21 protein-coding genes are annotated in these 20,733 nt (G+C 65.2%); 15 read left to right on the top strand and 6 right to left on the bottom strand.

Annotation, left to right across the window (positions count from 1 at the left end):
- Together J7024_RS31670 and lpdA are read left to right on the top strand one after the other, a co-directional pair.
- Window positions 1-541 (top strand): 2-oxo acid dehydrogenase subunit E2 (locus J7024_RS31670; RefSeq protein ID WP_234745793.1); only part of this gene is annotated, 541 nt, incomplete at its 5' end.
- A gap of 309 nt (window positions 542-850) precedes the next feature.
- On the top strand, window positions 851-2,617 hold the full coding sequence (gene lpdA / locus J7024_RS31665; RefSeq protein ID WP_124829399.1) for a dihydrolipoyl dehydrogenase: 1,767 nt from the start codon (window positions 851-853) through the stop codon (window positions 2,615-2,617).
- Between the two features lie 203 nt (window positions 2,618-2,820).
- Here the strand turns inward: lpdA and J7024_RS31660 are convergent, their stop codons facing one another.
- Window positions 2,821-3,387, bottom strand: coding sequence for a phasin family protein (locus J7024_RS31660; protein ID WP_234745792.1), 567 nt, complete (start codon window positions 3,385-3,387; stop codon window positions 2,821-2,823).
- Window positions 3,388-4,041: 654 nt separating this feature from the next.
- On the opposite strand from J7024_RS31660, the gene pbpG reads away from it, so the two are divergent.
- Window positions 4,042-5,199 carry a D-alanyl-D-alanine endopeptidase gene (pbpG, locus tag J7024_RS31655; protein WP_124829398.1) on the top strand — a complete coding sequence of 386 codons (1,158 nt, stop codon included), beginning with the start codon at window positions 4,042-4,044 and terminating at the stop codon, window positions 5,197-5,199.
- Window positions 5,200-5,312: 113 nt separating this feature from the next.
- Here pbpG and J7024_RS31650 read toward each other — a convergent pair whose 3' ends face one another.
- A complete protein-coding gene (locus tag J7024_RS31650) occupies window positions 5,313-6,122 on the bottom strand; it encodes an IclR family transcriptional regulator (protein WP_124829397.1) in 810 nt (269 codons plus the stop codon).
- Window positions 6,123-6,304: 182 nt separating this feature from the next.
- Here J7024_RS31650 and J7024_RS31645 point away from each other — a divergent pair, with 182 nt between their 5' ends.
- From J7024_RS31645 to iscX, 12 genes are all read left to right on the top strand, one after another.
- Window positions 6,305-7,027 carry a (Fe-S)-binding protein gene (locus tag J7024_RS31645; protein WP_124829395.1) on the top strand — a complete coding sequence of 241 codons (723 nt, stop codon included), beginning with the start codon at window positions 6,305-6,307 and terminating at the stop codon, window positions 7,025-7,027.
- A gap of 34 nt (window positions 7,028-7,061) precedes the next feature.
- A complete protein-coding gene (locus tag J7024_RS31640) occupies window positions 7,062-8,474 on the top strand; it encodes a lactate utilization protein B (RefSeq protein WP_124829394.1) in 1,413 nt (470 codons plus the stop codon).
- Between the two features lie 127 nt (window positions 8,475-8,601).
- Entirely contained in the window at window positions 8,602-8,829 is a 228-nt protein-coding gene (locus J7024_RS31635) for a hypothetical protein (RefSeq protein WP_124829393.1), read from the top strand.
- Window positions 8,830-8,930: 101 nt separating this feature from the next.
- Window positions 8,931-9,413: a low molecular weight protein-tyrosine-phosphatase gene (locus J7024_RS31630; RefSeq protein WP_124829392.1), complete on the top strand. Its 483-nt coding sequence runs from the start codon at window positions 8,931-8,933 to the stop codon at window positions 9,411-9,413.
- A 117-nt stretch (window positions 9,414-9,530) separates the two neighbouring features.
- Window positions 9,531-10,070 carry a Fe-S cluster assembly transcriptional regulator IscR gene (iscR, locus tag J7024_RS31625; RefSeq protein WP_124829391.1) on the top strand — a complete coding sequence of 180 codons (540 nt, stop codon included), beginning with the start codon at window positions 9,531-9,533 and terminating at the stop codon, window positions 10,068-10,070.
- Window positions 10,071-10,133: 63 nt separating this feature from the next.
- Window positions 10,134-11,357, top strand: coding sequence for an IscS subfamily cysteine desulfurase (locus tag J7024_RS31620; RefSeq protein ID WP_096507240.1), 1,224 nt, complete (start codon window positions 10,134-10,136; stop codon window positions 11,355-11,357).
- A 68-nt stretch (window positions 11,358-11,425) separates the two neighbouring features.
- Complete coding sequence (gene iscU / locus J7024_RS31615; RefSeq protein ID WP_009691729.1) at window positions 11,426-11,833, top strand: Fe-S cluster assembly scaffold IscU; 408 nt, start codon at window positions 11,426-11,428, stop codon at window positions 11,831-11,833.
- 66 nt (window positions 11,834-11,899) lie between these two features.
- Entirely contained in the window at window positions 11,900-12,223 is a 324-nt protein-coding gene (gene iscA / locus J7024_RS31610) for an iron-sulfur cluster assembly protein IscA (protein ID WP_011885413.1), read from the top strand.
- Window positions 12,224-12,317: 94 nt separating this feature from the next.
- On the top strand, window positions 12,318-12,845 hold the full coding sequence (hscB, locus tag J7024_RS31605; protein ID WP_124829390.1) for a Fe-S protein assembly co-chaperone HscB: 528 nt from the start codon (window positions 12,318-12,320) through the stop codon (window positions 12,843-12,845).
- Between the two features lie 54 nt (window positions 12,846-12,899).
- Window positions 12,900-14,768 (top strand): Fe-S protein assembly chaperone HscA, encoded by a 1,869-nt coding sequence (gene hscA, locus J7024_RS31600; protein ID WP_124829389.1) that lies wholly within the window; start codon window positions 12,900-12,902, stop codon window positions 14,766-14,768.
- Window positions 14,769-14,856: 88 nt separating this feature from the next.
- Window positions 14,857-15,198 (top strand): ISC system 2Fe-2S type ferredoxin, encoded by a 342-nt coding sequence (gene fdx / locus J7024_RS31595; protein WP_096507242.1) that lies wholly within the window; start codon window positions 14,857-14,859, stop codon window positions 15,196-15,198.
- Window positions 15,199-15,274: 76 nt separating this feature from the next.
- The gene (gene iscX / locus J7024_RS31590) at window positions 15,275-15,484 is read left to right on the top strand and encodes a Fe-S cluster assembly protein IscX (protein ID WP_124829388.1); all 210 of its coding nucleotides are present in this window, start codon (window positions 15,275-15,277) and stop codon (window positions 15,482-15,484) included.
- A 90-nt stretch (window positions 15,485-15,574) separates the two neighbouring features.
- On the opposite strand, the gene J7024_RS31585 is transcribed toward iscX, so the two are convergent.
- From J7024_RS31585 to J7024_RS31570, 4 genes are all read right to left on the bottom strand, one after another.
- Window positions 15,575-16,297 (bottom strand): glycine zipper 2TM domain-containing protein, encoded by a 723-nt coding sequence (locus J7024_RS31585; protein ID WP_124829387.1) that lies wholly within the window; start codon window positions 16,295-16,297, stop codon window positions 15,575-15,577.
- Between the two features lie 349 nt (window positions 16,298-16,646).
- Window positions 16,647-18,173, bottom strand: a complete 1,527-nt coding sequence (gene lysS / locus J7024_RS31580; RefSeq protein WP_096507245.1) for a lysine--tRNA ligase — start codon at window positions 18,171-18,173, stop codon at window positions 16,647-16,649.
- Between the two features lie 83 nt (window positions 18,174-18,256).
- Window positions 18,257-19,361 (bottom strand): peptide chain release factor 2 gene (gene prfB, locus J7024_RS31575; RefSeq protein WP_096507246.1). Its coding sequence is split into 2 segments (ribosomal slippage): window positions 18,257-19,279 and window positions 19,281-19,361, totalling 1,104 coding nucleotides; the frame shifts between segments, so codons are not numbered across the junction.
- A gap of 154 nt (window positions 19,362-19,515) precedes the next feature.
- Window positions 19,516-20,733, bottom strand: a 1,218-nt coding sequence (locus J7024_RS31570; protein ID WP_234745791.1) for a single-stranded-DNA-specific exonuclease RecJ, incomplete at its 5' end; no start/stop codon positions are given.

The raw sequence follows: 20,733 nt of genomic DNA, 5'->3' as shown, positions 1-20,733 counted from the left end.
ACACGAGAAGGCGGGCGTGAAGTTCACGATGCTCGCATTCGTGATCAAGGCGGTCGTCGCTGCGCTGAAGAAGTTCCCGACCTTCAACGCGAGCCTCGACGGCGACAACCTGGTGTTCAAGCAGTACTACCACGTCGGTTTCGCTGCGGACACGCCGAACGGTCTCGTCGTGCCGGTGATCCGCGATGCGGACAAGAAGGGCCTCGTCGATATCGCGAAGGAAATGGCCGAGCTGTCGAAGGCAGCGCGTGACGGCAAGCTGAAGCCGGACCAGATGCAGGGCGGTTGCTTCTCGATCTCGTCGCTCGGCGGGATCGGTGGCACCAACTTCACGCCGATCATCAACGCGCCGGAAGTGGCAATCCTCGGGTTGTCGCGCGGCCAGATGAAGCCGGTGTGGGACGGCAAGCAGTTCGTGCCGCGCCTGACGCTGCCGCTGTCGCTGTCGTATGACCATCGTGTCATCGATGGCGCGGAAGCCGCGCGGTTCAATGCGTATCTCGGGGCGTTGCTCGGGGATTTCCGTCGCATCATTCTTTGATGAGCGTGGGAGCGGCTCGCGGGGGCGTGGTTTTTTTGTTTGTTATCCACGCTCTGTCGTTGAACCTGTTTTGCTAACGGTCTATTAGCGTCGCCCCTGCGCGGGGCGGCGGTCACTTTTCTTTGTCCCGCAGGGACTACCTTCGGGTCGTCTTCCAAAGAAAAGTAACCAAAAGAAAGGCGCGTCCTTGGGCGGACAGCAAAGGTGGTTCTGCCCAGGTTCGTGTTCTCTTGTCAGGCCGTAAGTCGCAACTGGTTCTTTCGCGGGTTTCTCCCCCTCTGTCTGCAGCTAATCAAGAAGGGGACAGTAATGAGTCTCATCGAAGTCAAGGTTCCGGATATCGGCGATTTCAGCGGCGTCGATGTCATCGAAGTCAACGTGAAGCCGGGCGACGTGATCGAAAAAGAGCAAACGCTTATCACGCTCGAATCGGACAAAGCTTCCATGGAAGTGCCCAGCGACGTCGCCGGCACGGTCAAGGAAGTCAAGGTCAAGGCCGGCGAGAAAGTCTCGCAAGGCACGGTCATCGCCATCGTCGAAGCATCGGCAGTTGCAGCTGCTCCCGCGAAAGCAGCGGAGCCGGCAAAGCCCGCAGCCGCTCCGGCCGCAGCACCGGCAGCCGCCCCGGCACCTGCACCGCAAGCCGGCAGCTACGCCGGCGCCGCCGACATCGAGTGCGACATGCTCGTGCTCGGCGCCGGCCCCGGCGGCTACTCGGCCGCGTTCCGCGCAGCCGACCTCGGCATGAAGACGGTGCTCGTCGAACGCTACTCGACGCTCGGCGGCGTGTGCCTGAACGTCGGCTGCATCCCGTCGAAAGCACTGCTGCACACGTCGCTCGTCGTCGAAGAAGCCGCGTCGCTCGCGTCACACGGCATCACGTTCGGCAAGCCGCAAGTCGACCTCGACAAGCTGCGCGACTTCAAGGGCGGCGTCGTCAAGAAACTGACGACGGGCCTCGCCGGCATGGCGAAGGCCCGCAAGGTCGAAGTCGTGACCGGCGTCGGCGCTTTCGTCGATCCGTATCACTTGGAAGTGCAGGGCGAGAACGGCAAGAAGGTCGTCAAGTTCAAGCAGGCGATCATCGCCGCCGGCTCGCAAGCGGTGAAGCTGCCGTTCATGCCGGAAGACCCGCGCGTCGTCGATTCGACGGGCGCACTCGAACTGCGCCAGTTGCCCAAGCGCATGCTGGTGATCGGCGGCGGCATCATCGGCCTCGAAATGGCAACGGTGTACTCGACGCTCGGCGCCGAGATCGACGTGGTCGAAATGATGGACGGCCTGATGATGGGCGCGGACCGCGATCTCGTGAAGGTCTGGGAAAAGTACAACGCGAAGCGCTTCGGCAACGTGATGCTGAAGACCAAGACGGTCGGCGCGGAAGCGAAGGAAGACGGCATCTACGTGAAATTCGAGGGCGAAAAGGCCCCGGCGGAAGCGCAGCGCTACGACCTCGTGCTCGTAGCGGTGGGCCGCAGCCCGAACGGCAAGAAGATCGGCGCGGACAAGGCCGGCGTGGCCGTCACCGACCGCGGCTTCATCGACGTCGACAAGCAGATGCGCACGAATGTCCCGCACATCTTCGCGATCGGCGACGTCGTCGGCCAGCCGATGCTCGCGCACAAGGCCGTGCACGAAGGCCACGTCGCAGCGGAAGCGGCACACGGCGAGAAGGCATACTTCGACGCGCTGCAAATTCCGTCGGTGGCGTACACCGATCCGGAAGTGGCATGGGCCGGCAAGACGGAAGACCAGTGCAAGGCCGAAGGCATCAAGTACGGCAAGGCCGTGTTCCCGTGGGCCGCATCAGGCCGCGCGATCGCGAACGGTCGCGACGAAGGCTTCACGAAGCTGATCTTCGACGAGGCAACCCATCGCGTGATCGGCGGCGGCATCGTCGGCCTGAACGCGGGCGACCTGATCAGCGAAGTGTGTCTCGCCGTTGAAATGGGCGCGGACGCGGAAGACATCGGCAAGACGATCCATCCGCACCCGACGCTCGGCGAATCGGTCGGCATGGCCGCCGAGCTGTACGAAGGCGTCTGTACCGACCTGCCGCCGCAACGCAAGAAGTAACGCGACCGGCACGGCCGGCTTCACACCGGCCAGGAAAAACGCCGCCGCCCGGGAAATCCGGACGGCGGCGTTTTATTTTGCTCGCGGTCAGCGGCTGCTCGGCCGTTCCGTGCGGGCTGGCGGCGGCCGCAAGGCGCGCGCGTTCCGGCGCCGGAAACGAAAAAGCCGCGCACTGCGCGGCTTTTTCAGGAGCAGGGGGGCGCTTACGCGGCCGGCTTGCTCGTGCGGCGCGATGCAGCAGCGCTCGCGGCCTTCGTCGCGACAGCGGCAGCCGCGTTGAAGTTCGTTTCAGCGATCTCGACGGCTTGCTTGGCAGCCTTCTGGACCGTTTCGTACGTGGTGTTGGCAGCGTTCAGTGCCGACTTCAGTGCGGCAACAGCCGTTTCCGAACCGGCCGGGGCGTTCTTCGCGACGTTGTCGACGAGCGCCTGGACCTTCTTGTTCTGCTCTTCGAATTGCGCTTCTGCAACCTTCGCGAACTCGGCTTGCGTCGACGACGCGATTTCATACAGGTGACGGCTGTACGAAAGAACCTTTTCCGCGACCGGTTGCGACAGGCTCGCTTGCAGCGCGATCAGTTCTTGCGCGTCCTTCACCGACAGCAGGCGCTGTGCGTTTTCCTGACTTTCCGTCAGCGTCGACTTCACGACCTGCAGGTTCAGTTCGATCAGCTTTTCGACGCCTTCGAATGCCTTGGTCGTCAGACCGAACAGGCTTTCGAGGTTGGTTTTCTGGGCGGCGGCGATTTGCTCGGGGGTCAGCAAGGACATGTCAAGCTCCTGAAAAGCGATCGCGTCGATCGCAGGGGGAAAGGGCACTACGCTGGGGAATCTCGGATCCGCGTGCTTTGTGCAACGCAGCAATGAGTCGTATTTTAGGGCAGAGAAAAGTCTTGTCAAGTATTTTTTGTGCGTTGCACAATTGCGACAAATTATCGATAAAACAACAAGTTATCGTGATCGTTCGGAATCGGTTTCAGGCGCGATCCCATATGGTGCGCACCGGGCCGGGGCGGGCGCGCCGCACCATGATCATGCACAGGTAAACCTGACAGGCGTGTGGAACGTTATGCTTCTGTTCCTGTCGAAAAGCGCGTCGTTTCAATGCGCGTGCCGTGGCGACGTGCCGCCGCCGCAGCCAAGACCGGTGCCGGTGGCACACCGAGCGTCGGATACGTACTTTCCCCGCTTTAATTCGTCGCCGAAGTGACGTTATCTCAATTAACCGTGTGGTAATCGGGAAACGAGTACTGTCGGGCAGCGCATCCCATGGATTTTTCCAATAGGAGCGGGAGGGTCGATCGATCGCGGTTGAGCGACCCTTACATTCCGGTTTAACGACGATCGGTAAGTGCCTAATATTGCTCTTTTTTTCAGCTTTAACTACACTTGCGGAAACCTCCCGCCCGCTTTGTCCAGACCCCAATGAAAGCCGAATCGTTTTCACCGCGCAGATTGTTGCAGAGCATGACGCTCGGCACGGCTGTGTCGGTCGCCGTCGCCTTGCTGGCGACCGCCGCGTCCGTCGCGCCCGCTGACGCCTTTGCCGCCACTGCGAGCACTCACCACGCCGCCAAAAAGACTGCCTCCGCTTCGTCCGCGAAGAAGAAGTCGGTCAAGGCCGCGTCCGAAAAATCCGCCAAGGTCGCATCGGCCGACGCGCCGCGTGCAAAGGCGTCGCGCAAGCGCGTGACGCTCGCGTCGAACGTGCACGGCCATCGTGGCGCGGTCCGCAAGGTCGCGTTCCAGCCGCGCCGGCCGACCGTGGGTCAGGCGTTCGGCCTGCACGACACGCCGGACGCGCTCGCGTTGCGCTCGAGCGTCGCGTACGTCGTCGACCAGAACACCGGCGAGCCGCTGTTCGACAAGAATTCGCACGCCGTCGTGCCGATCGCGTCGATCTCGAAGCTGATGACGGCGATGGTCGTTCTCGACTCGAAGGCGCCGATGAACGAACAGATCGAAGTCACCGACGAAGATCGGGACTACGAGAAGAACACGGGCTCGCGCCTGTCGGTCGGCTCGGTCCTGTCGCGTGAAGACATGCTGCACATCGCGCTGATGGCTTCGGAAAACCGCGCCGCGGCTGCGTTGTCGCGTTACTACCCGGGCGGCCGTCCGGCGTTCATCGCCGCGATGAACGCGAAGGCCAAGGCGCTCGGGATGACCGACACGCACTTCGAGAATTCGACCGGTCTGTCGAGCTCGAACGTGTCGAGCGCGCGCGACCTCGTGAAGATGGTCAACGCCGCGTACCAGTACCCGATGATTCGTCAGTTCTCGACCGATCGTACGTACGACGTGTACACGGGCAAGCGCAATCTGGTCTACAACAGCACGAACGCGCTGATCCGCGGCAATGGCTCGTGGGACATCGGTCTGCAGAAGACTGGCTTCATCAACGAAGCGGGCGAATGTCTCGTGATGCAGGCGACGATCCATGGCCGGCCGATGGTGATGGTGCTGCTCGATTCGTTCGGCAAGTATTCGCGCTTTGCCGACGCAGCGCGCCTGCGCAACTGGCTCGATGCCGGCGGCGGCGAGCGCCTGACCGCGGCCAATACGGCGAACGGCGGTACCTGACCGGGCTTCGGCGGTTCGCCGCCGTATGCCGGGATCCCCGCGATCGCCGCAACGAAAAAGCCCCGCAATCGCGGGGCTTTTTCGTTCGGCTGCGGCGCAGCGGGTGGCAGCGCTTATGCGTGCCGTTGCAGCCCGTCCGTGTCCTTCGCGGGCGCGGGCCGGTAGCCGAGCGATTCCGAGATGGTGAGCGCGGTGCGGCTCAACTGGCCGAGCCATGCGTCCTGCAGGCGGTCGGCCGGGGCCGACAGCGACAGCCCGGCGACGAGCTTGCCCGAATCGTCGTAGATGCCGGCCGCGATACAGCGCACGCCGAGTTCCAGCTCCTCGTTATCGCGTGCGCACGATTGCTGGCGAACGAGTGTCAGTTCGCGCTCGAGCTTCGCAATGTCGGTGATGCTGTTCTGCGTGTGGCCGGACAGCCCCGTGCGCGTTGCATAGGCGCGCACGCGCGCGGTTTCGTCGACCGCGAGAAACAGCTTGCCGACCGACGTGAGGTGCAGCGGCGCGCGGCCGCCGATCGCGCGGACGACCTGCATCCCCGAGCGCTCCGAATACGCACGCTCGATATAGACGATCTCGTCGCCCTGACGTACCGACAGGTTCACGGTCTGGCCGGTGAGGCGGTGCAGCTCGCGCATCGGCATCAGCGCGGCGTCGCGTACCGACAGGCGCGCCTTCACGAGGTTGCCGAGCTCGAGCAGCCGCATGCCGAGCCGGTACGTACCGGGATCGGAGCGGTCGACGAGGCGGCAGGTCACCATGTCGTTGAGGATGCGGTGTGCGGTCGACGGATGCAGGTCCGTGCGCTGCGCAAGTTCTTTCAGGCTGACGGGGTCGCTGTGCGCGGCAAGCGCGTCCAGCAGCCGCATCATGCGTTCGATCACCTGGATCGACGTTTTGGAATCCGGGGTGGGTTGGCTCATGTCGGGGGAGAATCGGTTGACGCGTCAAGCGGTGTTGCGTCGATTGTATCTCGTATTGTGAAAAAAGCGAACGCCGTTCGAGGAAGTCCTCGCATCTGGCGGCATGCACTTGCGTGCGCGCCGGCGTTGGTCTTGCCGGCCAAACGGCGGATAATGAGAGTCGTTTTCTCGAAGGAGCGCGTATGCGAGTCGGTTTGTTCGTGACCTGCCTGGTCGACCTGATGCGTCCGGAAATCGGTTTTTCGGCGCTGAAGCTGATTCGCGACGCCGGCTACGAGGTGTTCGTGCCGCCCGCGCAGACATGCTGCGGCCAGCCGGCCTACAACTCGGGCGACCGCGCGCTCGCGCGCGATCTCGCGGAAAAGACGCTGCGCGAATTCGAGCAGTTCGATTACGTCGTTGCGCCGTCGGGTTCGTGCGGCGGGATGATCCGAGCGCACTACGGCGACTTGTTTCGCGACGATCCCGAACTGATGGGGCGCTATGCGCGGCTGCAGCCGAAGGTCTACGAACTGACCGATTTCCTTGTGAACGTCGCGAAGGTCACGCTCGCGCCCGGTGAGTTCACGGGGCCCGTCACCTATCACGACTCGTGCTCGGGGCTGCGCGAACTCGGCGTGAAGGCGCAGCCGCGCGCGCTGCTCGCGCAGCGCGGCGTTGCCGTGACCGAAATGAAGGATTGCGAGCACTGCTGCGGCTTTGGCGGTACGTTCGCGGTGAAGTACGGCGATATCTCGGCGGCCATCGCGGACGAGAAATGCGCGAACGTGCGCGCATCGGGCGCGAGCGCCGTCGTGCTCGGCGATCTCGGCTGCATGCTGAACCTCGAAGGGCGGTTGCGCCGCACGGGCGACCGCGACACGCGCGTGCTGCACGTCGCGCAGGTGCTGGCGGGCGACGTCTGACGCCCGGTTCCGCTCACTTTTCCCCGATACCGCGATGCAAGTCCAATCGATGCATTTCAAGGCGCGCGCCGGCCAGAAGCTGGCCGACCGGCGCCTGCAGCAGAACTTGAAGAAGCTGTCGACGAAGTTCGTGTCCGCGCGCGCCGACGCGATGACCGCGATCGACTTCCAGGCGACCCGGGCCGCGCTGAAGGCGCGCCGCAACCGTGCGCTGGAAAACCTCGACGTCTGGCTCGAGGCGTTCGAGCGCGAGGCGACGCGGCGCGGCACGACCGTGCTGTTCGCGGAAACGACTGCCGACGCCGCGCGGCTCGTCGCCGACATCGCGCGCCGCCACGACGTGAAGAAGGTCATCAAGACGAAGTCGATGGTGTCCGAGGAAATGCGCCTGAACGCGGTGCTCGCGGAGATGGGCGTGCAGTCGATCGAGACGGATCTCGGCGAATACATCCTCCAGATCAACGACAACGAGCCGCCGAGCCACATCATTGCGCCCGTCGTGCACAAGGACAAGGACGAGATCGCCGACCTGTTCGCGCGCACGCACCAGCGCGAACGGCTGACCAAGATTCCCGACATGACGCGCGAGGCGCGCGAAGTACTGCGCCCGCATTTCATGTCGGCCGACATGGGCGTGACGGGCGGCAATTTCGTGATCGCCGAGACGGGCTCGGTCGCGGTCGTCACGAACGAGGGCAATGAAGGGATGTGCACGGTGATGCCGCGCGTGCACGTCGCGGTGACGGGCATCGAGAAGGTGCTGCCCACGCTCGAGGATCTGGCGACCGCGATGCGCCTGCTGCCGCGCTCGGCGACCGGGCAGAAGACGTCGAACTACTTCTCGCTGCTCACCGGCCCGCGCGGCCCCGGCGACGAGGACGGCCCGGAACACAACTACGTGGTGCTCGTCGACGGCGGCCGCACCGGCCTGATCGGCGGCGAGTTCCAGGAGATGCTGCGCTGCATCCGCTGCGGCGCGTGCATGAATCACTGCCCGGTCTACCAGAAGGTCGGCGGCCACGCATACGGCTGGGTCTATCCGGGGCCGATGGGCTCGGTGCTGACGCCGAGTTATGTCGGGATCGACCGGGCGCTGGACCTGCCGCAGGCCGCGACGCTGTGCGGCGAGTGCGACAGCGTGTGCCCGGCCGGGATTCCGTTGTCGCATCTGCTGCGCACGCTGCGCGAGAGGCAGGTCGAGCGGCACCTGCGGCCGTGGCGTGAGCGCGCGGGGCTCGCCGCGTGGGGTTTTTTCGCGCGTCGGCCGGTGCTCTACGCGCTGACGACCAAGCTTGCGGTGCGCATCCTCGAGCGGCTGGGCGGCAGCGGCGGCATGCTGCGGCGCCTGCCGATGATGGGCGGCTGGATGGACACGCGCGACATGCCGACGCCGACCGGGCGCACGTTCCGCGAGTTGTACGCGGCGTCGAAGAGCCACCTCGGCTGACGACTGTTCATCGGGCAGCAACAGTGCGTTCGCTATTCGTGTATTTATCTCGATAGATGCGGTCTATAGAATCTTGTCTGTAGTCCCCGAAATTGGGTTTCGGGGAATCAGGTCAAGGAGCCGCATCATGAAAAAGACAATATCGATGTACTGGCCGCTGGCAATCGTTGTTCCGCTCGCGGCGGCCGCCTATCTCCACGCGATGGCCGATACGCCGTCGCGCGGCCCGCTCGCCGTTCATCAGGCATCGGCCGAGCTGGCGCGCGCGGTCTCGTTCGGTCTGGTCGACGACGCGACGAAGTCGCTGTCGCCCGCATCCGGCGACGTCGTGCTCGCCGCACCGAAGGCGCTGTAACGCATACCGCCGTCGCTTTGTGCGACGGCGCGATTCCGGGCGTCTTTGTATAATGGCGCGTTGTTCTCCCACGCGGTTCGCCGCGGCTTTCCGATAGTGCAATGAACCGCGTTGCGATCTGTTTCGTCTGTCTTGGCAATATCTGCCGTTCGCCTACGGCAGAAGGCGTGATGCGCCATCAGGTGGACGCGGCCGGGCTGGCCGACCGGATCGCGATCGACTCGGCCGGCACCGGCGACTGGCACGTCGGCGAGCCGCCCGATACGCGCGCGCAGGCTGCCGCGCACACGCGCGGCTATGACCTGTCGGCGCTGCGGGCGCGGCAGGTGGGTGCGGCGGACTTCGAGCGTTTCGATCTGCTGCTCGCGATGGACGAGGCCAACCTCGCGGAACTGCATCGGCGTTGCCCGACACAGCATCGCGACAAGGTGCGCCTGCTGATGGAATTCGCACCGGGCGCGGCCGAGACCGAAGTCGCCGATCCCTATTTCGGCGGTGCGCAGGGCTTCGAGCAAGTGCTCGATCAGGTCGAGCGCGCATGCGCGGGCCTGCTGGACGCCCTCAAGGCGCGCACCGCGCGCTGATCGCGGCAGGAAATTCAGTGGTCTGCGAATACCCTGTCAAAGACATGGATACTTGACTAAAAACGTCAAATATTTATACTTGACCAAAATCGTCAAGATTGCAGTCCCCTAGACACCATGAGACTCACCACCAAAGGCCGTTTCGCCGTCACGGCGATGATTGACTTGGCACTGCGCCAGGAGCAGGGCCCGGTGACGCTTGCAGGCATCAGCCAGCGCCAGCGGATTTCGCTCTCGTATCTCGAACAGCTGTTCGGCAAGCTGCGCAGGCATGAAATCGTCGAATCCGTGCGCGGCCCGGGCGGCGGCTACAACCTCGCGCGCCGCGCGCAGGACGTCACCGTCGCCGACATCATCATCGCGGTCGATGAACCGCTCGACGCCACGCAGTGCGGCGGCAAAGGCACGTGCGACGGCTCGAAGCAGCCTGACGGCCATTGCATGACGCACGAGCTGTGGTCGACCCTGAATCAGAAGATGGTCGAATACCTGGATTCGGTGTCGCTGCAGGATCTCGTCGATCAGCAGCGCGCGCGAGAGGGCGCCCCCACGGTGTTGCGCGACCGACGCACGCCGGAGCCCGCCGCGGCACCGGCCGAACCGGTGCGCACGATGCCCCTCGGCCCCAATTCGGTGTTCAACATCGCGAGTTCGTGAGCGCGAACGCGCCGCACACCCCATAACGCACACAGTCCCTGCACAGAATACCCGGAGCGACAGATGACCCAAGAGACTCTCCACCTGCCCATCTACATGGATTACAGCGCGACGACGCCGGTGGACCCGCGCGTGGTCGACAAGATGGTGCCGTACCTGCGCGAACAGTTCGGCAATCCGGCGTCGCGCAGCCACGCGTACGGCTGGGATGCGGAACGCGCGGTCGAAGAAGCGCGCGAGCAGGTGGCCGCACTCGTGAACGCGGATCCGCGCGAGATCATCTGGACGTCCGGCGCGACCGAATCGGACAACCTGGCGATCAAGGGTGCCGCGAACTTCTACAAGGGCAAGGGCAAGCACATCATCACGGTGAAGACCGAGCACAAGGCCGTGCTCGACACCTGCCGCGAGCTCGAGCGCGACGGCTTCGAAGTCACCTATCTCGACGTGAAGGACAACGGTCTCCTCGACCTCGACGTGCTCAAGGCCGCGCTGCGCCCGGACACGATCCTCGTGTCGGTGATGCACGTAAACAACGAGATCGGCGTGATCCAGGACATCGAGACGATCGGTGAACTCTGCCGGGAGAAGGGCATTGTGTTCCACGTCGACGCCGCACAGGCGACGGGCAAGGTCGAGATCGACCTCGCGAAGCTGAAGGTCGACCTGATGTCGTTCTCGGCGCACAAGACGTATGGCCCGAAGGGCATCGGCGCGCTGTACGTGCGTCGCAAGCCGCGCGTGCGCATCGAAGCGCAGATGCACGGCGGCGGTCACGAGCGCGGAATGCGTTCGGGCACGCTGCCGACGCACCAGATCGTCGGCATGGGTGAAGCATTCCGCATCGCGCGCGAAGAAATGGCGACCGAGAACGAGCGCATCCGCATGCTGCGCGACAAGCTGCTGCGCGGCCTGTCGCAAATCGAGGAAACGTACGTGAACGGCGACCTCGAGCACCGTATCCCGCACAACCTCAACATCAGTTTCAACTTCGTCGAAGGCGAGTCGCTGATCATGGCGATCAAGGACGTCGCGGTGTCGTCGGGTTCGGCGTGCACGTCGGCGTCGCTGGAGCCGTCGTACGTGCTGCGTGCGCTCGGCCGCAACGACGAACTGGCGCACAGCTCGATCCGCTTCACGGTCGGCCGCTTCACGACGGAGCAGGAAGTCGACTTCGTGATCGATCTGCTGAACAGCAAGATCGCGAAGCTGCGCGAGCTTTCGCCGCTCTGGGAAATGCACCAGGAAGGCATCGATCTGTCGACGATCGAATGGGCCGCACACTGAACGCCGCATCCAATACATTCGCGGGCGGATTCGCGCGCGCAGACGTAACGAGTCAAGGAGTCTGAGTCATGTCTTACAGCAACAAGGTTCTGGATCACTACGAAAACCCGCGTAACGTCGGTTCGTTCGCGAAAGACGACGACGCGGTCGGTACGGGCATGGTCGGCGCGCCGGCCTGCGGCGACGTGATGAAGCTGCAGATCCGCGTCGGCGCGGACGGTGTGATCGAAGACGCGAAGTTCAAGACGTACGGCTGCGGTTCGGCCATCGCGTCGAGCTCGCTCGTGACCGAGTGGGTGAAGGGCAAGACGCTCGACGAAGCGCTGTCGATCAAGAACACGCAGATCGCCGAAGAGCTGGCCCTGCCGCCGGTGAAGATTCACTGCTCGATTCTCGCGGAAGACGCGATCAAGGCAGCCGTGGCCGACTACAAGAAGCGTCACGACACCAAGGAAGGCGATCAGGCAGCAGCCTGAGCGGCATCGAGCGGCTTGTGAAGGAACGCGGCAGCTCTCTTTGGGGCGCGCCGCGGCAAGGACATCATGGCAATTACACTGACCGAAAAAGCAGCACAGCACGTCCAGAAATACCTCGTCCGTCGCGGCAAGGGTGTGGGCCTGCGGCTTGGCGTTCGCACGACCGGGTGCTCGGGGCTCGCGTACAAGCTCGAGTATGTCGACGAGCTGGCTCCCGAGGATCAGGTGTTCGAGAGCCATGGCGTGAAGGTCGTCGTCGACCCGAAAAGCCTCGCGTATATCGACGGCACCGAGCTGGACTTCGCGCGCGAAGGCCTGAACGAAGGGTTCAAGTTCAACAACCCGAACGTGAAGGACGAGTGCGGCTGCGGCGAATCGTTCCGCGTGTGACGCGGGTTTCCGCGCGATGCGGGCAAGAGGCGGCACGGGCCGCCTTTTTAATGTGCGGCGTTTGCCGCGCGACGAACCGGAATTGAACGCGACGATGGTTTCGCTGAAAGACAGCCACTTCGATCTGTTTCACCTGCCGGCGCAATTCGCGCTCGACGAGGCGGCGCTCGACAGCGCATATCGCACGGTGCAGACGCAGGTGCACCCGGACCGCTTCGCGGCGGCCGGCGACGCGCAAAAGCGTATCGCGATGCAATGGGCGACCCGTGCGAACGAGGCGTACCGCACGTTGCGCGATCCGCTGAAGCGCGCGATCTATCTGCTGTCGCTGCGCGGCGTCGACATCGGTGCCGAGAACAACACCGCGATGGAGCCCGCGTTCCTGATGCAGCAGATGGAGTGGCGCGAAGGCATCGAGGATGCCGCGGCCGCTCGCAACGTCGACGCGCTCGATGCGCTGCTCGCCGAACTGCGTGACGAAAAGCGCGTGCGTCTCGAACGCCTCGGCATGTTGCTCGACAGCGGTGCCGATCAGGCCGCCGCGGAGGCCGTGCGCCAGCTGATGTTCATCGAGCGGGTCGCGTCGGAAGTGGGCGCACAGATCGAGCGCCTCGAAACTTAACCGCGTGCCTTGTGGCACGCGCAGCAAACGGGCCGAGCGCCCGAACGAACCAAGATGGCTTTACTGCAAATTTCCGAACCGGGCATGGCGCCGGCGCCGCATCAGCGGCGACTCGCTGTCGGGATCGATCTCGGCACGACGAACTCGCTCGTCGCCGCGGTGCGCAACAGCGTGCCCGAAGTGCTGCCGGACGAAGCGGGCCGCGCGCTGCTGCCGTCGGTGGTCCGTTATCTGGAGAAGGGCGGCCGCCGCATCGGCCACGAAGCGAAGGAACAGGCTGCGACCGATCCGCGCAACACGATCGTGTCGGTCAAGCGCTTCATGGGCCGTGGCAAGGCCGAGGTCGAAGGCGCGGCGAACGCGCCGTACGAATTCGTCGATGCGCCCGGCATGGTACAGATCCGTACCATCGACGGCGTGAAGAGCCCGGTCGAAGTGTCCGCCGAGATTCTCGCGACGCTGCGTTATCGCGCGGAAGATACGCTCGGCGACGAGCTGGTCGGCGCGGTCATCACGGTGCCGGCGTACTTCGACGACGCGCAACGCCAGGCGACCAAGGACGCTGCGCGCCTCGCGGGCCTGAACGTGCTGCGCCTGCTGAACGAACCGACCGCGGCGGCGATCGCCTACGGTCTGGATAACGCGGCCGAAGGCCTGTACGCGGTATACGACCTCGGCGGCGGCACGTTCGACCTGTCGATCCTGAAGCTGACGAAGGGCGTGTTCGAAGTGCTGGCCGCAGGCGGCGATTCCGCGCTCGGCGGCGACGATTTCGACCATGCGCTGTTCTGCCACGTGCTCGCGCAGGCCGGCATCGACGCGCAGGCGCTCGCGCCCGAGGACGTACGCCTGCTGCTCGACCGCGTGCGCGTGCTGAAGGAAGCGCTGTCGTCCGCGCCACAGGCGTCGCTCGACGTGACGCTGTCGAGCGGTGCGCATCTCGTGCAGACGATCTCGCACGACACGTTTGCCGCGCTCGTCGAGCCGCTCGTCCAGCGCACGCTGACGCCGACCCGCAAGGCCCTGCGCGACGCACAGGTGAGCCCGGCCGACATAAAGGGTGTCGTGCTCGTCGGCGGCGCGACGCGCATGCCGGTGATCCGCGATGCGGTCGCGAAACATTTCGGCCAGCCGCCGCTCGTCAATCTCGATCCGGACCAGGTCGTCGCGCTCGGCGCGGCGATCCAGGCAGATTTGCTCGCCGGCAATCGCGGCAGCGGCGACGACTGGCTGCTGCTCGACGTGATTCCGCTGTCGCTCGGCGTCGAAACGATGGGCGGCCTCGTCGAGAAGATCATTCCGCGCAACTCGACGATTCCGATCGCGCGTGCGCAGGAATTCACGACCTTCAAGGACGGCCAGACCGCGATGGCGATCCACGTCGTGCAGGGCGAGCGCGAACTCGTCGCCGACTGCCGGTCGCTCGCGCGCTTCGAGCTGCGCGGCATCCCGCCAATGACGGCCGGTGCGGCGCGTATCCGCGTGACCTATCAGGTCGACGCGGACGGGCTGCTGTCGGTGTTCGCACGCGAGCAGCACTCGGGCGTCGAGGCATCGGTCGTCGTGAAGCCGTCGTACGGCCTGGCCGACGACGACATCGCGAAGATGCTCGAGGACAGCTTCAAGACCGCCGAGATCGACATGCGCGCTCGCGCGCTGCGCGAAGCGCAGGTCGAAGCCCAGCGGATGATCGAGGCGACGCAGGCGGCGCTCGCGGCCGACGGCGAACTGCTCGACGGGGCCGAACGGACGCAGGTCGATGCGCTCGTCGCGGCGCTGAGCACGATCGCGCAGGGCGACGATGCGAGCGCGATCGAAACCGCGACCAAGGCGCTGGCCGACGGGACCGACGAATTCGCGGCGCGCCGGATGGACAAGAGCATCAAGCGCGCCCTGTCGGGCCGACGGCTCGACGAGATCTGAACGAACAACCTGCATGCGGGCCGGCGACGGCCCGCGCGATATTGAACCGTGCGGCGCTCGCCGCCGCACCCTGACTGACGGAACGGACATGCCTCAACTGGTGGTGCTGCCTCACGTCGAACTGTGCCCGGACGGCGCAGTGATCGACGCGACGCCCGGCAAGAGTATTTGCGACAACCTGCTCGACAACGGGATCGAGATCGAGCATGCGTGCGAGAAGTCGTGCGCGTGCACGACCTGCCACGTGGTGATTCGCGAGGGCTTCAACGATCTCGAGCCGTCTGACGAGGACGAGGACGACCTGCTCGACAAGGCGTGGGGCCTCGAGCCGACGTCGCGCCTGTCGTGCCAGGCGATCGTGACGGAAGAGTCGGACCTGGTGGTCGAGATTCCGAAGTACTCGATCAACCACGCGAAGGAAAATCACTGACGGATTGGCGGGTCGGGCGGTGCGCGGCATGGTCGCCGCGCCCGGCGGACCCGCCGCCTACACGGGAGAGCAGGCCATGAAATGGACCGATTCGCGCGAACTCGCCATCGCGCTTGCAGACAAGCATCCGGACATCGATCCGCAGCGGATCAATTTCGTCGACCTGCGTCAATGGGTGATCGAACTCGACGGCTTCGACGACGATCCCTCCCACTCGGGCGAGAAGATTCTCGAGGCGATTCAGGCCCACTGGATCGACGAATCCGACTTCGACGACGAAGACTGAGATTCGCGCCGGCATCGGCGCTCGTATGGCTCCCGCAAAAAGAAAAGGCTCGTGACGCTTCACGAGCCTTTTTCGTTTCCGCGCGGGGCGTTATGCGCCGACCAGCGTGCCGTTCTCGATCCGCACGCGCTGGCCCTGGCCGAACGGCGGTGCGTTGTGGTACGTGAACGTGCGCGTCGCGCCGCTCTCCATCTGTACCTGCACCTGATAGTCGGTTTCCGCGCGCACCTGCTTTTCGACCTGGTTGCCGGCCAGGCCGCCGCCCAGTGCGCCGATGATCGTCATTGCGGTACGGCCGTTACCGTGGCCGAACTGGTTGCCGAGCAGGCCACCGGCCGCTGCGCCGCCGACCGCGCCGATCCCCGAGCTCTGGCCCGGCGTACGGCTCTCCGTGATCGCGACGATCGTGCCGCAAGACTGGCAATACGTCGGCTGCGCGGGCGCGTACGGCTGCTGCGCATATTGCGGCGGCTGCGGCGCCGGCGTGTGGCGGTGATGCGTTGCCACCTGGCGCGGCGTGGGCTTCGGCGCGGCCTGCGCGGCAGCCTTTTGCTGCGCAGCCAACTCCGCTGCCTGCTGCTGCGCCTGAGCGGCGAGGGCGGTGCTGGCTGCCGCGGCCGTGTCGACGGCCGGCTGCGACGCGATCAGCGCGGCCTGGGTCTGGGTGTTCTGTTCATTGCTGCTTGCTTTCGGAAAGATGCCCGTGATCGCCGCTGTAGCGGCGAGGCTGGCGACGATGACGGCACCGGCGGCGGTGGCGATGAGCGGATGGAGGCGTTGCTTTTGCGGCGTGGCTTGATTCTGGTTGTCCATTTTTTTCTCCGGTGTCGACCCGGCCCCTGCGCGCCGGCGTCGGGGCGGATCCCACGCTTCGGGATCGAGCAGACTCGGCGTTCCGGCGCTTCGTTCTGGTCCCGTGGTCATGCGTGGTGACGCAACGGGAGTGTCGTCCACCCGGCAGGCGGGTGCCGTATCAAGGTGTAACAAATTGCAGCGGCACGCAGGCGATCGCGACCGGGAAAACCCGCGGAAGGTCGTTGCGGCGTGAGAATAAAACGGGGAAGGATCGAAGGCCGGCGGGCGCCGGCAGGCGGGATTTACGTGCGGTTACAAAGCCGACGCGTGCGCGCCACGAGGCGCGGCGCACACGCGGCTCAGGCCGTCAGTCTTCGCGGCGCAGGTGCGGGAACAGCAGCACGTCGCGGATCGTCGGGCTGTCGGTCAGCAGCATCACGAGACGGTCGATGCCGATCCCGCAGCCGCCCGTCGGAGGCATCCCGTGTTCGAGCGCGCGGATGTAGTCGGCGTCGAAGAACATTGCTTCCTCGTCGCCGGCATCCTTCTGCTCGACCTGTTTCTTGAAGCGCGCAGCCTGGTCTTCCGGATCGTTCAGCTCCGAGAAGCCGTTCGCGATCTCGCGGCCGGTCATGAACAGCTCGAAACGCTCGGTGATGCCCGGCACCGTGTCCGATGCGCGTGCGAGCGGCGACACCTCGACCGGGTAGTCGATGATGTAGGTCGGCTCCCACAGCTGCGCCTCGGCCGTTTCCTCGAACAGCGCGAGTTGCAGTGCGCCGATGCCGGCGTTCAGGAAGGCCGGTTGCGACACGTCGACGCCCAGGCGCTTCAGTTCGGTGCGCAGGAACGCGTCGTCCGACAGCTGGCCGTCGGTGTACTGCGGCGCGTACTTCTGGATCGCCTGCGTGATCGTTAGGCGGTGGAAGGGCTTCGCGAGATCGAGTTCGCGGCCCTGGTACTGGATTGTCGCGGTGCCGAGCGCATCGATCGCCGCCTGGCGGATCAGTTGCTCGGTGAAGTCCATCAGCCAGCGATAATCGGTGTACGCGGCGTAGAACTCCATCATCGTGAATTCCGGGTTGTGGCGCGGCGACACGCCTTCGTTCCGGAAGTTGCGGTTGATCTCGAACACGCGTTCGAAGCCGCCGACGATCAGGCGCTTCAGGTACAGCTCCGGTGCGATGCGCAGGAACATCTGCATGTCGAGCGCGTTGTGATGCGTGACGAACGGCTTGGCCGCCGCGCCGCCCGGGATCGGGTGCAGCATCGGCGTTTCGACTTCCATGAACTCGGCGTTGTCCATGAACTTGCGGATCGACGCGATCGTGCGGGTACGCGCGCGGAACGTGTCGCGCGTTTCCGGCGTGACGATCAGGTCGACGTAGCGCTGGCGATAGCGCATTTCCTGGTCGGCGAGGCCGTGGAACTTGTCCGGGAGCGGACGCAGCGCCTTCGACAGCAGGCGCAGTTCCTTGCACTGGACCGACAACTCGCCCTTGTTGGTGCGGAACAGCACGCCGCGCGCGGCGACGATGTCGCCGAGGTCCCACTTCTTGAATGCATCGTAGGTTTCCGCGCCGACGTCGTTCGGCGTCACGAAGAACTGGATCTGGCCCGAGCCGTCCTGTACCGTCGCGAAGCTCGCCTTGCCCATCACGCGCTTGAGCATCATGCGGCCGGCGACCGACACCTCGACCTGCTCGGCTTCGAGCGCGGCCTTGTCCGAGTCGGCGAATTTCACCTGGAGATCGGCGGCGTGATGCGTCGGCCGGAAATCGTTCGGATAGGCGACGCCTTGCTCGCGCAATGCGCGCAGCTTCTCGCGGCGCTCGGCGATGATCTGGTTTTCGTCCGCCGCGACGGCGGGCTGCGTTTGAGTCGGTTCGGTCATGATGGTCGGAATTCGGAGTGGGTGCGGCAACGCCAACGGGAAGGGCAAGGACGGCGCGGCCTGGACGGGCCGCGCCGCGGCGCTTACACGCCCTGTTTGAGGCTCGCGCTGATGAAGTCGTCGAGATCGCCGTCGAGGACAGCGCGCGTATTGCTCATTTCGACGTTCGTGCGCAGGTCCTTCACGCGGCTCTGGTCGAGCACGTACGAGCGGATCTGATGGCCCCAGCCCACATCGGTCTTGCTCGATTCGAGCTTGTCCTGCTCGGCCTGGCGCTTGCGCATTTCGGCTTCGTACAGGCGCGATTTCAGCATCGCCATCGCTTCGGCGCGGTTGCGGTGCTGCGAGCGGTCGTTCTGGCACTGCACGACGATGCCGGTCGGCATGTGCGTGATCCGCACGGCCGAGTCGGTCTTGTTGATGTGCTGGCCGCCCGCGCCCGATGCGCGGTACGTGTCGATACGCAGGTCGGCCGGGTTGACCTCGACTTCGATCGAGTCGTCGATTTCCGGATACACGAACACCGACGAGAACGACGTGTGACGGCCGCCCGACGAGTCGAACGGCGACTTGCGCACGAGGCGGTGGATGCCCGTTTCGGTGCGCAGGAAGCCGTAAGCGTATTCGCCCGTGACCTTGACTGTCGCGTTCTTGATGCCGGCGACGTCGCCGTCGGACTCTTCGAGCACTTCTGCCTTGAAGCCCTTGCGTTCGCAATAGCGCAGGTACTGGCGCAGCAGCATCGACGCCCAGTCGCACGCCTCGGTGCCGCCGGCGCCTGCCTGGATGTCGATGAAGCAGTTGTTCGGGTCGGCCGGGTTCGAGAACATCCGGCGGAATTCGATGTCGCCGACGCGCGCTTCGAGCTTCTTCGCGTCGTCTTCGGACGCGACGAGGGTGTCTTCGTCGCCTTCCTCGCGTGCCAGCTCGAACAGATCGAGCGCATCGCGCAGATCGCTATCGAGCACCGTCAGCGTCGAGACGACGCCTTCGAGCAGCTTCTTCTCGCGGCCGAGCGCCTGGGCGTTCTTCGAATCGTTCCAGACGTTCGGGTCTTCGAGTTCCTTGTTGACTTCGGTCAGACGCGCAGCTTTGGCGTCGTAGTCAAAGATACCCCCGAAGCTCGCCCGCGCGATTGCGCAGGTCGAGCAGGGAGCTTTCGATCGCGTTGAGACGTTCCGCTTCCATGATCGTTCGCTTTTCTTGCTTCGTAAAAAAGCGGAATTATAGCCGATCGGCGGGGTTTCCCGGTGACGCGGACCGTGCCGGCATGCATGCCGCGGCCCCGTCCGGCGCGGCGCGCATGCGCTTTGCGCGGGGCCTTGGGCCGCCGCGCCGGCGTTCAGCCGGCCGCGTGTTCGACGATCAGCTGGACGCGCGTCACGCCGTTCCACGTGTCGGCCACGAGGCGGTACGCGATCAAGGCGCTGGCCGGCAGCGGCTCGGTGTGGTTGAACCAGATCGCGTTGAAGCGCTGGCGTCCGCGCGCCAGTTGCAGCTTCAGGTGCTTTTCCTTCACGAGCGACTGCGACACGACGTCGAATTCGCCGGAGAAAAGCGGGGCCGGAAAGCCCTGGCCCCACACGGCCTCGTCGAGCAGCCCGACGAACTGCGGCGTGAAATACGCTTCCTCGAGTTCGCCGTCGGTCTCGATCACGCGCGCGAGCGCGTCGTCGGACAGCCACTCGCGCGCGACCGCCTCGAACGCGGCCGCGAAGCGCGGCACGTTGTCGGTGTCGAGCGTGAGGCCGGCCGCCATCGCGTGGCCGCCGAATGCGACGATGAGATCCGGCTCGCGCTTCGACACGAGATCGAGCGCATCGCGCAGGTGGAACCCGGGAATCGACCGGCCCGAGCCCTTGACCCGCGTCCCGGCTTCGTCCGCGTGCGCGAACGTGAACGACGGGCGGTGAAATTTTTCCTTGAGCCGGCCAGCGACGATCCCGATCACGCCCTGGTGCCATTCGGGATTGAACAGCGTGATGGTGCACGCGTCGGCCGGGTCGACGTCGGCGAGATCGGCGAGCGCCTGCTGCTGCATGCCGGCCTCGATCTCGCGGCGCTCTCGGTTCATCACGTCGAGCTGTTGCGCGAGGTCCCACGCACGGCCGATGTCGTCGGTGATCAGGCACTCGATGCCGAGCGACATGTCGGAGAGCCGTCCGGCGGCGTTCAGGCGCGGGCCGAGGCCAAAGCCGAGATCGAAGCCCGATGCGGTGCGCGCCTCGCGGGCGGCGGCGCGGAACAGCGCGGCGATGCCCGGCTGCATGCGGCCGTTGCGGATGCGCTGCAGGCCCTGCGCGACGAGCACGCGATTGTTGCCGTCGAGCCGCACGACGTCGGCGACGGTGCCGAGCGCGACGAGGTCGAGCAGCCCGTCCAGACGCGGCTCGGCCTCCTTGCTCGCGAACGCGCCGCGACGGCGCAGTTCGGCACGCAGCGCGAGCAGCACGTAGAACATCACGCCGACCCCGGCGAGGTGCTTGCTCGGGAATGCGCAGCCGGGCTGGTTCGGGTTGACGATCGCGCGCGCGGCGGGCAGCGCGTCGCCGGGCAGGTG

The organism is Burkholderia sp. WTPI3 (assembly GCF_021483755.1).
GTDB lineage: Bacteria > Pseudomonadota > Gammaproteobacteria > Burkholderiales > Burkholderiaceae > Burkholderia.
The sequence above is the reverse complement of the archived record's forward strand: the minus strand, read 5'-3'. Positions and strand labels throughout refer to the sequence as shown.

Coding starts and splice junctions, on each gene's coding strand:
- J7024_RS31630 (WP_124829392.1), top strand. CDS start 8,931: ATGAACCGCGTTGCGATCTGTTTCGTCTGTCTTGGCAATATCTGCCGT.
- J7024_RS31660 (WP_234745792.1), bottom strand. CDS start 3,387: ATGTCCTTGCTGACCCCCGAGCAAATCGCCGCCGCCCAGAAAACCAAC.
- J7024_RS31650 (WP_124829397.1), bottom strand. CDS start 6,122: ATGAGCCAACCCACCCCGGATTCCAAAACGTCGATCCAGGTGATCGAA.
- lpdA (WP_124829399.1), top strand. CDS start 851: ATGAGTCTCATCGAAGTCAAGGTTCCGGATATCGGCGATTTCAGCGGC.
- J7024_RS31635 (WP_124829393.1), top strand. CDS start 8,602: ATGAAAAAGACAATATCGATGTACTGGCCGCTGGCAATCGTTGTTCCG.
- iscU (WP_009691729.1), top strand. CDS start 11,426: ATGTCTTACAGCAACAAGGTTCTGGATCACTACGAAAACCCGCGTAAC.
- iscX (WP_124829388.1), top strand. CDS start 15,275: ATGAAATGGACCGATTCGCGCGAACTCGCCATCGCGCTTGCAGACAAG.
- iscR (WP_124829391.1), top strand. CDS start 9,531: ATGAGACTCACCACCAAAGGCCGTTTCGCCGTCACGGCGATGATTGAC.
- J7024_RS31640 (WP_124829394.1), top strand. CDS start 7,062: ATGCAAGTCCAATCGATGCATTTCAAGGCGCGCGCCGGCCAGAAGCTG.
- J7024_RS31585 (WP_124829387.1), bottom strand. CDS start 16,297: ATGGACAACCAGAATCAAGCCACGCCGCAAAAGCAACGCCTCCATCCG.
- J7024_RS31620 (WP_096507240.1), top strand. CDS start 10,134: ATGACCCAAGAGACTCTCCACCTGCCCATCTACATGGATTACAGCGCG.
- lysS (WP_096507245.1), bottom strand. CDS start 18,173: ATGACCGAACCGACTCAAACGCAGCCCGCCGTCGCGGCGGACGAAAAC.
- iscA (WP_011885413.1), top strand. CDS start 11,900: ATGGCAATTACACTGACCGAAAAAGCAGCACAGCACGTCCAGAAATAC.
- pbpG (WP_124829398.1), top strand. CDS start 4,042: ATGAAAGCCGAATCGTTTTCACCGCGCAGATTGTTGCAGAGCATGACG.
- J7024_RS31645 (WP_124829395.1), top strand. CDS start 6,305: ATGCGAGTCGGTTTGTTCGTGACCTGCCTGGTCGACCTGATGCGTCCG.
- hscB (WP_124829390.1), top strand. CDS start 12,318: ATGGTTTCGCTGAAAGACAGCCACTTCGATCTGTTTCACCTGCCGGCG.
- fdx (WP_096507242.1), top strand. CDS start 14,857: ATGCCTCAACTGGTGGTGCTGCCTCACGTCGAACTGTGCCCGGACGGC.
- hscA (WP_124829389.1), top strand. CDS start 12,900: ATGGCTTTACTGCAAATTTCCGAACCGGGCATGGCGCCGGCGCCGCAT.